The sequence below is a fragment of the Aetokthonos hydrillicola CCALA 1050 genome, from assembly GCF_017591665.1.
Taxonomy (GTDB): Bacteria; Cyanobacteriota; Cyanobacteriia; order Cyanobacteriales; family Nostocaceae; genus Aetokthonos; species Aetokthonos hydrillicola.
On sequence record NZ_JAAKGC010000116.1, the window covers coordinates 1 to 16,379 of the forward strand.

Sequence of the window (16,379 nt, forward strand, 5' to 3'; positions counted from 1 at the left end):
ATCAGTATCTCAGCTAGAAGAGCTGTTAATTCGATTGCTTAATGAAGGTGGTCTTATTATTAAGTGGGAACGAAAGATTAAAAATAAAGGTAACGCGGTATATTAAATTTAGCTGCGCAACAGCTTATTGCTTCATGTTCTTGAACCGACGCAATAAAATCGGCTAAACGTTTGGCATTCAAATTCGTAGCAGCTGCGTTTCGTTTGGAAGAACGTCTAATTTCTTGTGCAGCTAGAAGTATTTCTTTTTCAGTATGTCCAACAAAAGTCCCGTAATACTGCGAGATACACCTTACCCAGCGTCCCTCAACGTAAGCATAAGCTATCCCCATATCAAAAGGGTCGTAGCGCACTGGAACATCAGTTTTTTCTACAGATGGATTGCGGAAAGCATCACTCCAATAGTAAATATAATTAACTTTAATCCCCTCCCCTGGCTGAATGCGTGCTTTACCTTTGGTTGTCCCCGGACGCGTTGTCATTAGGAAATCTTCGTCATAGATAATATTTACGTGGGAGCGTTCTCCTGCGATTGATAATCCTTCGTTATAAACAACACATGGGGATGCGCCTAACGAGCAATGATGGTTAGAATCGTAAATTTCGTAAGCCCAAGTGCATAGATGAGTATATAAATCTGCGAGATTCCAGACAGCTAACTGTTTTGGGTCAATCGTTTTAGTCAGATGCCTGGGCTGTTTGCTAGCTTGGGTGTTACCCAGTAAGTTGTATATAAACTCAGTATTGGTTGTCCCAAATAATCGTTCAATCACCGAACCAAAGCGAGGTTTGCCACCAGGACGGATTTTTTTTGTGCAGTGATAGCGGGCAAGTAGAGCGTCAAAATATATACTATTAAATTCTTTACCTCCATCAACCACTAGTGCTGAGGGAAAACGACCTAAGCGTTGGACTAAGATACGCAGCCCCATCATGCAACTTCGGTAAGAAGGAGGGTCAAAAGTTAAATATATTGCTAGTATACGACGGCTAAAGGCATCGGTTAATAAGGTAAGCCAGGGCTTACCTAGCAATCTTCCTGCAGCAATTGAGCGTAATTCGATATCCAGCTCCGTATGGTCGATATGTACTATCTGATAGGGACGAATACCATGAGGCTGCGTATCTTTTTCTAGGAACCAGATAAAAGGCTCTGTTGCATATGCGGCTTTTGCACCTTTACGCTTTAAAGTTTGTTCGTGAATTGGTCGTTTTTTTAAACGTTCATAAAAACTAGCGTGAGAAAGAGGTTGTATGCCCAAGTTACTACAGGCTCTGACATATGCTCGATATACTGACGCGGCTGTTGCTTGTCTTGGGGTCTCAAAATGCTCTTTAATAAATTTATCTAATAACTCACTAGAATCTAGGGGTGCTTTTGGTTGGCGATTCCCTTGTCGGGTTGCACGTCTTAGCAAGCCAACATAACCACAACCGTATGTTGCTTCTGCTTCACGGAACTGCTGTACCCATCGACGCAAGGTACGAGGGTTGATGTCTTTATAGATATCCGTATGTTGTTGAAAATATGCTTGTACTATATTAAATTTTCTATTTGCTTCCTTTAAGTCAAAAGGTGAAGCGGTCTCCATTAAAGCACGCACCGTTTCATTGATTGCTTGCTGTACTCCTGATTGAATTTTTATGGCACCAGTGTTGAATAACTGGAGAAAAAATGGTGTTGGTAACTGTATCGGGAAGCCTGACTCTGGTATTAGCGTCGTTGTTTTCTCCCCAAAATTGGCTAAAGTCCACAGTACACAATCCCACATCAAAACCGTATTCGGCAAGAGTTTTGTTGGATATATACTACCAATCAAAGTAGTGTCAGATACTTCGTGCGCTTGCGTATAAGCATCATGAGTTTGTTGGTCAGGCCACAGTCGCGTCCGCCAATGTTCAATAATATGTACGTCATACAAATCTACGTATATTGACTCAAGCGCCATCATTATATATACATCATTAGCACATACTTCTACCAGTTCCGATAGCAATGCTGCAATTGTGATTCCAGGGTTTTGTTGTACATAATTTTGAATAAGTTCCTCGTAGGAGGTTATCAAATTTGATTTGTTCCCATAATAATCCTCCAAAAAAATCAAGTTTTGGGTAAATATGGGGTTTAACTCGGCATCACTGCGGACGCAATATTTTAGACCAAATTGCGATGCGTGAGCCTCTCCCGGTGGGCAGCGCCAACAACCGGACTGTGTTTTTTGATAGCGTCCGGGATACTTTTGTGCTAACTTCTCTAATTCTGATGCTGTTTTCCACTCCTCCCAACACGCACCATCCTCTCGTAGTACAAAAAAGTCTGGGGTGTGAAAATGTCCTAAATTCCGCCCTGCTTGATTTTTATACTGAATTTTGAACGGTGGTGGTTGGTCGTAGAACTCTAGAACTTTGGGGTCGTGTTCCATCTGGTATATTGCCCACAGTTCCACAGTTTTGCTTTCGAATTGAATTGTTAGACGCATTTTTCTCGACGGGTACACCCCGCTGACATTTTTGTTTCCTCCTTGGACTCTACGTGAGGGTGGGGACGACCGGATGGCGGCAATCAATTCTACTGTTTGTGCCGAATAATGCTGACTTGTACACCAATACTTAAATTCATCCGAATTCATTGCTTCTTGACGGCTGGTAGTGCCTTTGGATCTCAGTCCAACACGAGTTGAGTTCAAAATCCACGGTTGCTTTCAACCGACAAGACCCACTCCATTTTTTCGGATTGGCTTCTACAACTCGCTGGACGTATTATGGTTGAAAATTTCGACACACAGCCACCCTTTGACATAAAACGTCATGTTTTGTTTAGCTGCAACCCCTAATATTACGTTTGGCTGGTCAAGCTATGGTTGAAAATTTTGGTCACACACTGGTTGAAATCTGACCGAACTAGTTCGTTCAAACCTACCATTCGTAGCTCAGTATCCCAAGTCAAGAGGGGGGAGGATTTAGACGCGGCTGCTTTTCCCTGGCGATAAGCCCAAGCGCTCACCCTCTAAGTATCACTCCAGGGAAAGGCTGTCCGACGGCTGAAAGCGAAGCGTGCCTCCCCCCTCGCCCGCGCTCCACCTGGATGCTTCCGTGACCTTGCAAGAGCTGCCACTACCTGAATGCTTTGTTACCAATCCTCCCCCTGCTCAAACTTCACAAAGCCTCAAACTCTTATTGTTAGATTGCTTTTCAAAAATTTGTTTTTATTGATGATTATTCTCATTTAAAAACTCATTATTCAAATTATCAATCATATCTTGTCCTAAGTAATTTTCAACCATGTCGTATGTCTTGTGGTCAAAATATAGTTGAAATCACAGTCGCTGCGGTTCTCACTGCTACCATATGATGGTGCTGGAACTGCCACAGTACCGGTCAACTGATTACCCTGCAAAAGTAAACGATATTCTCTGTTGGAGCTCCAAGGAGCACCATTAGATGCTGTTTTATACTCCATTCCTCGAAAACGCTTCAGCCGAATTAATTGACGTGTCTCTTTAATAGATATTTTGGCCAGTTGCTCAGGTGTAGTCCAGTCTTGATCAACCCATTGGAAAGAACCATCTCCTTTTAAATCAACTAAGTATTGAGTGATAATATCACCAGCGACTTTGACTCGAAGTAGTCCCTCGTTTCCTGGAGAAATTTCCTTGTGTACCATTTCTCCGCCAATATAGCCTGTTGCTACACTTTTGATGATCAATTGAGTTGTATGAACTACTGAATACACTCTATATTTTCCAACCCAAACTGTATTAACTAAGGCTTTCTCAATATCTCTTGCATTGCCATTAGTTTGAAAGGAGGAAATGTTCTGTGATTGAGCTAGATTGATAATTCTTGTATCAGTTGTACTTTTGTTTATAGAACTTCGCGATACGGATACAGCATGAACAGGCAAAGTTTGTTTTAGAAAAAAACTCGCAAATACTGTACCGAGAATAAGTACAGAAGATTTAACTAATTTTTTAGTGTGGGTCATAAGATGTACTTTTAATAAATGAACAAATGAGCGGATGAATTTGATTTATCTACCGTTGAAATGGGTAGTCGAATTTTTTAGGGTTGTGGTTGGCTAATTCTTTTGATCGCTCAATATGTGCGTCATTCAAACTTTTAGAACGACCAGTTTGCATATCTCGTCAGTTATGCGCTCGACCTAAGTAAAAAATAGATATCAAATGTCGTCCTATAGAGATTTTCATCTATGAAATAGACAAAAAAACTAGTAAATCAGTGGATTGGGCAAACGCAAATACTGTATTTTATTATACAAAAATAGAAGAAAGTCCTGGGATGAGACGATAAGACAGCTTGTGTATCATCTGGTTATACCTGAGTAGATTAGTATATTGCTTTTAACTCCATAAGAAGAACCAAATTATACGCAAATTTCTATATTTTGTTTACAAAATGTAATTAATATGTACTGTGATTTGAACCATCGTTTGACGTGCGATTCGTTCACCCGAAACTGGGGAAACCCTTAAGATCGCTGGGTAGACAAGCAATTCAATCGGGAGAAACTGCCCCGCAAAGGGTACGGTTACTATTAAGAGGATTGATTATTGTGGTAGTGATCGCTGCACTCCTGTTTGTCAACATTAGTGCTGAACTTGGCGAATCATATATGTTGATGTCGATGCCAGGTTCCGTCCTCTAGTAAATCTGCTAAATTGAAGTCTCAAGAGACATGTCCGAAAAATATAAATACGACTCTATGACAGCCCTTCTACTGCTCTCCACCAAGAGGGGAAATTCGGCGTTGTAGTAGTTGTGGCAAGCTAGCGATCTTTCATGGAAACATATTGCCAACCTTGATTTACCTCTTTATTCCTACTACTCACCCTCGGTAGGGTAGCCTCCAGCAGTGAACGAGTGTGCGATCGCTAAGGGACATGGCAATCACGCGATCGCTGGTTCTCTCAACAACGCATCATGAGTGATTCTCATTTCGCTAGAAATTAATCGAGTTGCAAAGCGATCACCTTTTTTGGAATCCATTAAGATTGAAGCGATCGCCCTTCAAAGAGATTGCACCAGTTGCACCAATACGGCGATCACTTATTCATAGCGGCTACCCACTAACAGGGGAAGTGTTTTGACTGTAGCGAGGGGGCGATTGCTCACGAAAAATCCTGCCAACCTTTCTCCACCTGTTGATTCTAGCTACTGACCCTCGACTAAAGGGTAGCGTCAGGGACTGAATGAATGCGCGATCACCTTTTTTTGACGCTCATGATTTGGTAGCGTAAAGAGATCGCCCAAGAGGGAGGGCAGGTTCCCCACAAACGTTCTGGCTCTTGATTGATGCAGCATTGCATTCCACGTTAGGGCTTAAAAGTGGAGCGTGACCCACTTTGCAGCTTTAAGACTCGTACTACAATAAATACATATAAAAGATCCGAAATACTGTACAGCGTGTTTGTATTATGAAGATAAATCAGCTTGTGTCGTCTTGAGAACCATGCAAGAGCCTAAAGCACCAAAACTAGTGAAAGGAGACAACATTGTCTATACAAGAAGCATTTACCAGTGTTGCAGTATCTGACCTTCACGCTGCGCTTACTTGGTATGAACGCCTCCTGGGACGGCAACCCGACATGATCCCCAACGATAATGAAGCTGTGTGGCAATTATCAGGAAAAGCGTGGCTGTACATAATCGGTGATGCCCAACGTTCCGGTAAGACTTTGATAACGCTTATTGTAGATAATCTTGATAGTCACGTTGCTGAGTTTAATGAACGCGGGATTTCGTTTGAGTTTGTCGAAAAAGATTCAAAGATTTATCGAAGGGTAGCTGTTAGTGATCCCGAAGGCAACACGTTTCAATTCACCGAACTTACAAGCAAAGACAATTAAGCATAACTCGTCTAACAACGGCACAACGACTAAGCTCACCTGCGAAAGGTTAGGTTAAAGCGGGAGCAGAGCTTCCGTGAAAGCCTTGATAGTTTGCTGTCCCATCGTGCATTTCCCGTCGTTGAAAAATCTAAAACTGCACCCTGAAATAAGTTAAATGTCGATAAAGACACAGTGAAGGTTTGGTGATAGGGTGATCCCATGATTCAGCGGGCATTGAGCGGAGCGATCGCCAGGGGAAGGGAGATGTTTTTGCAGTGGAGAAGGTAAAAATCAAGCAGGTGCCAGCGAACTAACCCACAAGGAAGCACTTTCTCTAAGAGCCTGATCAGAAACTCTTGATAGAACATGACTGAATGGTAAAAGGGAGGGAGAACTGTAAGGTATAAGGGAGACAAGGGATGGGGTACGCAACCGATATCAGCGATGCGGAATGGGACCTGATCAAGGATCATTTTGCGGCATACCAGACGGGCCGTCCCCGGCGTTGCGATATTCGGGAGGTGGTGAACGCGATTCGCTATCAACAACGGACAGGGTGTCAGTGGCGGCTGTTGCCAAAGGATTTTCCTTCTTTCAGAACGGTGCAGTACCATTTTTACAAATGGCGGGATGCGCGGTTGTGGGAAGAAATCCAGGGAGAACTACACAAAAAGTGGCGAGAACAGCAGGGTCGCAACGCAACGCCGTCTCTTGGAATTATTGACAGCCAGTCTGTAAAAACGGTGCAAAAAGGGGGGCGTGCGGGTATGATGCCGGAAAAAACGTCAAGGGCCGCAAGCGTCAGATTATGACGGATATCACTGGCCATTTGATCGCGGCCCGGGTCCACAGCGCGGGCGATCAAGACCGCGATGGCGCGAAACCCTTGCTGGAAAGCGTCATCGAGGGCCATGACCGGCTACAGGTCGTGCTGGCCGATGGGGCCTATGCGGGAAAATTACAGGAATGGTTTCACCGGAAAACCGTCGGTAAAAAGCGGATTGAGGTGGTCAAACGGTCTGATAAACCGGGATTTGAGGTTATTCCCAAACGGTGGGTGGTCGAGCGATGGTTCGGCTGGATCAACTGGCTCCGCCGGTTATCAAAAGACTACGATCACAATCCCCTGACCAGCGCCGCCAGACTCTTTATCGCCGATTCGTTTATGCTCGCCCGTAAACTTGCAACCACCTAAAGTTTCGGGGCAGGTTCTAACATTACGCCTTATGGACATTCTCAAAATCTCTACGGCAATAGGCGTGATTCAATAACAGGCAAGCCTAGAACAATATTCGTAGTTGAGAATGGAGGGTGTTTTCCACACTGGCTACTCGACAACCTCTAATATATAGATATCGCCCATTCGTGAGAGTCGACTATGACCGAAACCAAACCCTCTCGTATTGCCAGGGGAAGAATTTTTCCTCAAATCCAGTGGACAGAAGAGAAGAAGCAAGCCTGGAAAACTTCTCAAGAAGAATTTTACCAACGCTGCAAGCCCATTTTTGAAAAACTCCAACCCGAACTAATTAAAACTTACTACAACTGGTACGTGGCAGTTGAACCAGAAAGCCAAGAATATTTTGTTGATAAAGACGAGATGACTGCTATTAAGATGTCTCGTCAAAAACACCCAAAATGTCCCGTTTTTGTCTTTAAAATTAACGAGACTGGAGTTGCTGGGACAATATGATATCAGGAAGGTTTGGTGATGGGGAGGAGTTGATTTTTGAAATCGAATTGATTGCAGGAGATGGATTTGAATTACCAATTGATGTGACTTTAGATACAGGATTTTCTGATTGGTTAGCCATCGAAAGGCAGGATTTAGAGGGGTTTAATTGGGAATATTTAGGCGAACGTTCAATGTTGATGGCAAGGGGTGTATCTAACTTTGATATTTATGCAGGAAAAGTCAGAATTGATGGAGAGATTTTTGATATTCCTGTTTATGCTGGTGGCGGCGTGCCAGAAGTTTTACTTGGTCGTCGATGGCTCACTAATCGTAGGTTGGTGGTTGATATGCCATCAGGTATTTTAACCTTGGGAAACTGATATACAAACATTTAAAAAGGCACAAGTAGTACTTCAATATAAATCAATTTGATATCCTCAAGGGGCGATCGCCAATAACTGAAAGCGATCGCCTGTTCTACAATCATCATCGAAGCGATCGCCCTTCAAAAAGATTGCACCAGTTGCACCAAGACGGCGAGAGCCCCCGGAGGGTGATCGCTATTTCTCCTGTGACAAATATCACCAGAGGGTTTGCTGTTTAACGGTTAGCTATCTGAGTAAACTATCTCAAATTATTAAGTTCAGTCACAAAACATCATAAAGTGAGCCCTACGATAGGCAGTGTGAACGACCATAAGATTTCTCTTCATCTATAAAACCTTCATTTGCTAAGCTTTTTGACTGATGGATCATGTCTATTTGGCGAAACAATCGTGAGAAAAAATTTTTCTAAATATAAAGAAAATCTTAAATGTTAAGAAAACTTGCTAGGTTTATGAGAATCTCAGTGAAGCATTAAATTTATTACTTCAAACGGGGTCAGCCAATATAAAGACCTTGAATATAAAATGCTTTGGCACTTCTACGGCTTGTTGTTGTGGGAGTGTTAATGCGTTGGTGTTGAAATTTCTGGGCATTGTTAAGGAGAGTAGCGCTAAGTTGGGTAGCGATCATATAGCTTAAGAAGAAGCGTAAAAGACATTAGACTGGATGATGTTTGTGAGCGATCGCCAATAACCTAACGAATAAGGTGATACCTATTGGGTGATGTGACTTTATAGTGCGATCGCCTTTTAGATCCTCATAGTTTGGTGGCTTACGTGATACGAGATTGTAAGCTATGCCAAAGGCGGGTTATGCCTATGCAAGCTACTATTATATATACTCACATAGCTGTTCAAACCCTTGCGACTTCATTAACCTAAAAAACTATGACTTCAACTCCAGAACCACTAGGGGACAAAGTTGATCGCCTGGAAACTGCCTTGGGTAGACTTGCAGAGCTTTCGTTTAATAACGCCGAGCGCCATGATCGCGCCATCGACAGGATGGAAGCGGCGATTACCAATCTTGCCAATGTTGTTGCCAACAGCAATATTAGAATTGAACAAAACAATAGCAGAATTGAGCAAAACAACACCAGGATTGAACAGATTCTGGAATACCTGCGCGATCGCAATGGTGGCAGTAGTCCACTTTAACGGTTAGTTCTGAGCTTGAATTTTAAGTTTGGATCAAGGGGGCGATCGTTTATGACACGATACTGCAGCCCAATTGATTCCAGCTACTCGCCATTGGCTGTCTAGGGTTGCTTCTGGAACTGAATGAGCGATCTTCCTTATATTTTCGTTGCATCGGAGACTTGATTTGGAGACAGGAGGCTCAGTTTTTTCTGTTTTCCCAACTTTCGATGACTGGCGATCGTGTGAGGTATCCAGAGTAGACATACGGCGAAACAGGACAGAATAAGGGTCAGCGTTCCCGCGAGCATGTCAGATTTATGCCATTTTACCAAGTTACGGTTAAAAGTTGGCATTTACAAGATGTCTTTCCTGCTCTAGACCCTTGTGTTCTACTTTGAAGCCCTAACGTGTAATGCCGTATCACTTATAAATCAGCTGACTATAAACTTTATTACGGAACCTGTACTAAAAACCGTATGGTTTTTATAGTGGTATTAATAAGGCACGATATTGGTTGAAGAGGTAGCATATGGAGCCAGTCACTCTAACAGCTGTAGCAACAGCGATCGCTACGATCGTTTTGACTAAATCACTAGAGAAAGTTGGTGAGAATCTGGGCGGCGTGGCATGGGAAAAGAGTATTGATTTAGTCAAAGAGCTACGTCAAAAGAATCAGTTACCGTTACTGATGAAATCTGTGGAAGGAAATGAACAGCAGCGATTAGATTACGGTCAAGCTGTGCTGGAACTAAAAAAAGCAGCAGACACAGATCCAGAGATTGCTCAAAAAGTTATTGAAGTGGAAGCAGCAGCGAAAGCAGATCCAAAATTAGCTCCAGAAGTGCAGAAGTTAGAAAATGAGATAAATTCTCAACCTGCAATCATCATAAATTCCTCGAAATTAGCTGAATCTATTAAAAACCTCTTCCAAGGAAATACTTTTTATGGTGGGCAAGTTTTTTGACTACAGTCGCCCGAAAAGGAACGGGTAAAGTTAAATCCCATCATCGATGAACCTTCTCTACATCCAGATCGGTTTAGTGTTCCGTTCTTCCGTAATCCCTATTTCACTGGACGAGAGAAAATTCTGCTCCAACTGCATCAAATCCTTAGTCAGCAAGGATGTGCTGCCCTCAATCAGGCGCAAGTAATCTACGGGTTAGGTGGTATCGGCAAAACTCAGACTGCTGTGGAGTATGCCTATAAGTACTTCTATGACGAACCTTACTACCAATGGGTATTTTGGGTAAAGGCAGATACCAAACTTAACCTAGATACTGGTTTTGCAAACCTTGCAAGGATAATGGCACTGCCAGAGGCAGAAGATCAGAATTTCGAGGAAATAATTCGATCTGTGCATCGTTGGCTGGCGCAGCGTGAAGGTTGGCTCCTCATTTTTGACAACGCCGATCAACCAGAACTGCTGAAACCATACCGTCCCATAAGTCCTAACGGTCGCATTCTAGTTACCTCTCGTGCACAGCAGTTTGATGTTATCGAGATCGCCCGTCCACTAGAAATGGAACAGATGTTGCTTGAGGAAGCAGTCAAATTTCTATTTCGACGGACAGAGCGGAAATTCTCCCTATCTTCTTTTGAAGAGGAGAGCGATGATCGTGAATTAGCAGCGGCAATAGATCTAGCAAATGAACTAGGCTGTTTGCCCTTGGCTTTAGAACAGGCTGGAGCCTACATTTCAAAAATGAAGGTTCTCTTTGGGCAATACCTGAAGAAGTATCGCCAAGAGCGCTTGAAGCGTTTAGAAAGATGCAAACCAGTAACAGGAAATTATTATGATACAGTTGCAACAACTTGGTTAATTAATTTTTTAGAGGTTGAAGAAACATCTAAAGCAGCAGCCGATTTACTACGCTTCAGTGCTTTTCTACCTTCAGATGAGATCCCATTAATGCTAATTGCTGAGGTGGCAGATGAACTTGGTTCTGCATTATCCGTTGCCCTTGCAAACGTGGATGATACCTTAGTAGATATTTATGAAACGCTAGAACCCCTGAGATGCTATTCACTTGTTCGCTTAAATACTGACAATCAGACTTATAGTGTTCATCGCTTAGTTCAGGAAGTACAGAAGGATGAGATGGACGAAGATACACGCTACTACTGGGCTGAGCGAACAATCTATGCGGTGAATAAGGTGTTTCCTCATCCTGGAAGATCTGAGAATTTGCACTTATGTAGTTATCTCCATCCTTATGCCGAAGCTGCTGCAAATCTAGTGATGGAATGGAATTTTGATTCTCCAATAGCAGCATCTTTTCTCTATAAAGCTAGCGTCTTTTCATATTTCTTTTTATCTATCAAAAATTTCAGTATTCAAAGATCTGAAGGGTATCTACGGTGCCAACAGGCATTATGTATTATAGGAAAGTTTTTCTCCTTGGGTACTCAAGATTTAAATCAAGCTGCCACTTCTAACTTCTTAATAGACCAATCATTTTTTCAAAGTGTCTTTGAGAGTTTTGATAACAATGCTAGAAAGTTTATAGGTTCAATGGACTTGGACAAGCTTACAAAATTTCTTGAAGAGTGTAAAAAGCGTCTTGATACTGTGAATTTGATTGATAGCAATGCTAGCAAAAGCATTGCTAATGCTTGTCAAAAAATGATTCTCGCAAATCCTGATTTAGTTAAGGAGGGCGGATACTTTTATCCCAATCGTAGATTGGCTGCCTGCCTGCATGATTGCATCTTCATACAACGCTATGTTAGCTATGCCATTCTTAATTGTGAGACTTCCGTCCTTGATGATTACTGCTTGAATGGTCTGAGGGAGATTTACGTGGCTTTGGGTATACCTAGTATTAGCTGTGTTAGCGCCTTGCAGACAATGAAAATTGATACTGTTACTTTAATGAGCAATGATAGTGATTCTTTATCTTTAATTGCGGAAATTACTAATTACTTTGATCGAGTTATTGCTGCAATCATTTAAGCATAGAATTAGCGAGGCTGTTACTAGGAGCAAACTAAACCGTATAGTTCAAAAAACGAGCAATAAGTGCCAACTTTGCCTAGTTGGTATCAAGCACTGAAGTCTATTTTTTAAAGTTACCAACAATGGGTCATAACTTGGTATTTTTAAACCTGTATCCTTGTCTACTTGGGACTTTTCTATTCACTAAAAGAAAGACGATCGCGCTTCCCCACTCTCGTAAATCTAAAAATTTAAATTGGATTACAAATTGTTACAACTATTTACGGAATTGGGAGCGAAATAGGCATTACTTTCCAAGAACTTCCGTAGACGATCGCACTCTTCGCTATTTCGGGTGAAGAGGAGTTAGGTTCGTGCTGGTATTGGGCGATCGCATGATCGTGGATGGTAATCGAGAGGAATATTTACCTTACTGGACAACTCGCTGGAGTACTAGACGTAGTATTAGACGCAGAAGAGATAAGGGTAACTTCACCTTTACCATTAAACACCCAGCCAGTAGCAGGCAAAATTTCTATGGGCTTGGGTCTGATTAAAGCCGCCTGTTTGTTGGTTTGATTTTGGTGCGCTGTGGTTAGTGGGAGGCGAGTGTCTGACCAAAGGACATCCGAAGTAAGGGGTTCGTAAGGGTTGGGTGGTAAGCCTCCGCGTCCGGTAATGGTGAAGTTGTTCCCGCCTGCTGTTTCATTAAAAGCCGCACAGCTAGACGAAACTAGCTTAGGTGGATTGTTGGCGACTGAGGGGAGGGTAACTAAACTGCGACCAGGGTCAACATCGGGTGTGTTTATTTGAACTATTCCATTTAAATTTGCGTCTTGTTGAGAAACAGCAGTAATGTCATTGGTTGGCAGTTGACGTGGGTCTAAATCTTGCGATCGTAATCTCACAAGCTCTTGCCTACTGAGTGGGGCGATATTGAAAAGGTTTGTAGCGTTTATCGAGACTCTTCCACCACTGCCACTAAAGGCATTAGCAGTGATGTCAGTATTTTCTAGAGGAAAACCAATCACAAAAGGTGTATTGATGGTAATGTTACCACCGTTACCACCAGAAGAAGCTGTGCCTGCGTTGGTGGATATTTGACTACCATTGCGTAAGAGTATATAGTCAGAAAGGTTAAAGGTGATGTTACCACCATTGCCGGAAACTGTTTGAGAAGTAATTTGACCTTTATTAAGACTTACAAAGCGAGTCTGAATATTAAGATTCCCCCCTGTTCCAACTCCTTGGCTGTTGGTGCTGATAATTCCACCGTCGGTAACTCTTAACAACGGAGTTTCAATTGTTATACTTCCACCATTACCAATACCTGTCCTAGTAACATTAGCTGATATTTGGCTTGTCTCTTGGCTTGTATTTGAATTACCTGTTACCTCTACCGAATCACTAGCTTTAATTAATAACCTCCCGCCATTACCTTGTCCTTGAGTATCTACACGAATAGATCCACCATTTCGGATACTTAACTTTCTGGTTTCAATAGTCAAGTCTCCGCCGTTACCGTTAGGAGCGCTTACTGTGCGAGGGTCTAATTGAACGCCATTAAAAATACCTGTTAAATATGTGAGTGGTCTTCCAGTGTTAAAAACATCAATTTTATCAGCACGTATAAACAAGGTGCCAGCATTTCCTTTACCAAAGTTAGCAGCTTGCACCTTACTACCATCACTCACACTTAACTGCCTAGTCTCAATATAAAGATTGCCTCCTTTACCATTACCAGTTACGTCTACTTGTGCTAGTATTCCCCCTGGAAATCCTGCTTCATTACCACTAGTACCAGGACTTTCTCCATTCAATTTTACAGAGTTGGAAGCAATGACTTTAAAAGTACCTGCATTGCCGTCGCCGAATACCAAGGAACCGAACTGTGAATTACTGACAATCAGATTTCCAGTATTAATTGTTATGTCTCCCGCATCTCCTGTACTTTTTCGTAATGTTGCAGAAGCTACACTTGCAGAGCCAGTATTTTCGGCAACAATTTCTTTAGCTCGAATATTGATGTCACTACTACGCCCTACACTACCAATACCAAGTATTCCCAAGATGGCACTTTCTGTGCCAGAAATTGTTAGCGCATTGCCCACGTTGAGATTTATTGCACCGGCGATACCTTTTCCATAAATTAAATTATCAATTTGAGCACCATCAAATAAAGAAACGGAATCAGCATTGATATTAATATCACCTGTTTTAGTACTACTGTTACCCATTCCCTGAGGAACTCCTGTTTGTAAATAGGAGAAATTAGACATCTCAAACTTACTAGCATTAACTGCAATATCTCCTCCACCTGTGCCAGTTACGTTCACAAGCGCGTGATTTTTCAAAGAAATATTACCCCCCTGCACATTACTAGGGACATTTAAACTTAATATGTCTCCTGCAACGTTTAATCCAATGGTTCCTGGTGCAGCTAAAGAAGCTAACTCCAGTCTTCCCCCATATGCAGTCAGTCCACCTCCATCTAATGTTATATTTCCACCTACTAACAGCAGACTTTTTCCATCTGGTACTTGCAAACCTTTTAGATTTTCATTTACTGAGGCTTGCGAATTATTTTGAATAGATGTACCAGTAATAATCCTGTTATAAAACAATGCTGTGGGATTAACTGTGAGTAACGCTGGATTATTTGGCTCAGTTGCACTGAAAGTCCCCTGAGTACCAAATTGAATAGCATTAGCAGTAGTTGCTACAAATGAACCCCCAACATTCAAACTGGCATTCCGTCCAAAAACAATACCATTCGGGTTAAGAAAGAATAGATTCGCTGTCCCGTTCGCTTTAATTATTCCATCGATATTAGAAGGCAACCCACCTGTTACACGACTAAAAATATTTTGAATATCGAGCCCATTACTAAAAGAAGCCGTACCCCCAGTTGGTACAGAAAACTGCTGGAAGCTGTGGAATAAATTCCGTCCGGCTTGCGTTCCCCCAGTAATATTAAACGTGCTGCCATTAATCATAACACTGGAGTTATTAGGTAAAGTCCTATCGGGTGTAATCTGGGCTATTGCGCAATTGATACTTAAAAAACAAGCACTACTAACAGCAAACCCTAAGAACTGACGACAAACAGCACCCGTCCCTGACATTCTAGTCTCCTTTAAAACCCTAGTAACGCAGAACTACTTACCATCATGAGTAAACCATGATTTGTGTATCAGTGGCGTAACAGATATGTAATAACAGCAAGATTTTTTACAAAACTTTATTAATGAAATAGACCGATGCATTCGGACGATAGCAGCGCTTACGGCTTAACCCGTAGCAACATCATTAATTCAACACTCATTCGTAATAGCTTACGCCCTGAGAGCTTTTGTACTCAATTGGAGACTTCCTTAACGTAGTCCTCGAAGGACTTAACTTAGCTATCTATTCAGTGTAGGTGCGGAACGTAGAGCGCCGCCCATTGATTGACTGATCGCTCTCCTCAAAAGACGATCGCCTTTTTATAAAATTTCAAAAATCAAATTAGATATTGATAGTAATTCGCGCATTTTTCGCATCTATTCCAATCTTCCAATCTAGGGAAAAATGGAGATTTAAAACTCGATATTTAATTAAAAAAATTAATCATTCATCTATTGGTTATTTTCAAAATAATGTTCTAACATTAGAACTAAATCGCCTAAACCAAATTCAATCGGAAATGAATAAATCCGATCTAAAGCGTCTGAGAAAAACAACAATCGAAATTATTCCTGGAGAAGATAGCGAGTTAATAGACAGAGAAACGTGCAGAAAACTTTTGGGAATCGGCACCTCACTTACCATAACTAAGTACTACAAAGCTCTTGGTTTAGCGAGAATCCGATTCATTACTTGGGAACAATTCAAAGAAGTGCTCAAACTACAATTGTTTCTAAGTTGTAGGCATGGGTACAACAGTAAAGAAATGTTTCTAGCCCTAAGAGAAACGAACTCGCTATCCATAGTTTTTGAAACATATCGCATAAACCCTGATAAACGTTTTGAGGAAATAAAAAATGACTACTACAACCAACGGAAGGCGTAAAAGCTCTAAAATAGCTGATTTTAATCAGGCATATCAGCAAGTATTGCAAGATGGTGAAATCCAGGAATTTGAGCAGCCGGTCGAATCCGACACACATTTAACGACTGATTCAGCCATTCCTGTATCTAAGGAAAAGATTGAAACTGGTACACCTATTGAAGAGGAGGCTCCTAATCCTCAAGAAACCAGTAATCGCGAGTTGACAGCGGAAGAAATACTCAAACAAGCAAAACAACAAGCAAGTAACAAAACTACCGAAAATAAGCAAGAAGAGCCAACAGACAGCGGTCAAGAGACTGCGATCGCCCCCAAAACAGCATCCTCTGAGCTTCAACAAGCTCTAG

General features: G+C 41.9%; 11 protein-coding genes. 8 read left to right on the plus strand and 3 right to left on the minus strand.

All coding sequences use genetic code 11. The features are described from left to right. Window positions 1-77 precede the first annotated feature (77 nt). Entirely contained in the window at window positions 78-2,687 is a 2,610-nt protein-coding gene (locus G4P69_RS31760) for a TnsA endonuclease N-terminal domain-containing protein (RefSeq protein WP_243902728.1), read from the minus strand. Between the two features lie 578 nt (window positions 2,688-3,265). Beyond that, window positions 3,266-3,985 (minus strand): hypothetical protein, encoded by a 720-nt coding sequence (locus G4P69_RS31765; RefSeq protein ID WP_208353634.1) that lies wholly within the window; start codon window positions 3,983-3,985, stop codon window positions 3,266-3,268. A gap of 1,528 nt (window positions 3,986-5,513) precedes the next feature. On the opposite strand from G4P69_RS31765, the gene G4P69_RS31770 reads away from it, so the two are divergent. The 7 genes from G4P69_RS31770 to G4P69_RS31800 all read left to right on the plus strand — a co-directional run bounded on the left by G4P69_RS31770 (window position 5,514) and on the right by G4P69_RS31800 (window position 12,002). Then, complete coding sequence (locus G4P69_RS31770; RefSeq protein WP_208345049.1) at window positions 5,514-5,867, plus strand: VOC family protein; 354 nt, start codon at window positions 5,514-5,516, stop codon at window positions 5,865-5,867. Window positions 5,868-6,268: 401 nt separating this feature from the next. Next, window positions 6,269-7,044, plus strand: a protein-coding gene (locus tag G4P69_RS31775; protein WP_390693578.1) for an IS5 family transposase whose coding sequence is annotated in 2 segments (ribosomal slippage) — window positions 6,269-6,608 and window positions 6,608-7,044 — 777 coding nt in all. Because the reading frame shifts where the segments join, the coding sequence is not laid out codon by codon here. Window positions 7,045-7,227: 183 nt separating this feature from the next. Then, window positions 7,228-7,542 carry a hypothetical protein gene (locus tag G4P69_RS31780; RefSeq protein WP_208345050.1) on the plus strand — a complete coding sequence of 105 codons (315 nt, stop codon included), beginning with the start codon at window positions 7,228-7,230 and terminating at the stop codon, window positions 7,540-7,542. Next, complete coding sequence (locus G4P69_RS31785) at window positions 7,539-7,904, plus strand: aspartyl protease (RefSeq protein ID WP_208345051.1); 366 nt, start codon at window positions 7,539-7,541, stop codon at window positions 7,902-7,904. The genes G4P69_RS31780 and G4P69_RS31785 overlap by 4 nt, the downstream gene beginning before the upstream one ends. Window positions 7,905-8,797: 893 nt before the next feature. Beyond that, entirely contained in the window at window positions 8,798-9,067 is a 270-nt protein-coding gene (locus G4P69_RS31790) for a hypothetical protein (protein WP_208345052.1), read from the plus strand. A 511-nt stretch (window positions 9,068-9,578) separates the two neighbouring features. Then, entirely contained in the window at window positions 9,579-10,013 is a 435-nt protein-coding gene (locus tag G4P69_RS31795) for a hypothetical protein (RefSeq protein WP_208345053.1), read from the plus strand. Window positions 10,014-10,199: 186 nt separating this feature from the next. Next, entirely contained in the window at window positions 10,200-12,002 is a 1,803-nt protein-coding gene (locus G4P69_RS31800; protein ID WP_310834267.1) for a DUF7779 domain-containing protein, read from the plus strand. Window positions 12,003-12,409: 407 nt separating this feature from the next. Here G4P69_RS31800 and G4P69_RS31805 read toward each other — a convergent pair whose 3' ends face one another. Continuing rightward, on the minus strand, window positions 12,410-15,109 hold the full coding sequence (locus G4P69_RS31805; RefSeq protein ID WP_208353641.1) for a two-partner secretion domain-containing protein: 2,700 nt from the start codon (window positions 15,107-15,109) through the stop codon (window positions 12,410-12,412). Window positions 15,110-16,006: 897 nt separating this feature from the next. Here G4P69_RS31805 and G4P69_RS31810 point away from each other — a divergent pair. Further along, a partial coding sequence (locus G4P69_RS31810) for a hypothetical protein (RefSeq protein ID WP_208353644.1) occupies window positions 16,007-16,379 on the plus strand: 373 nt, incomplete at its 3' end.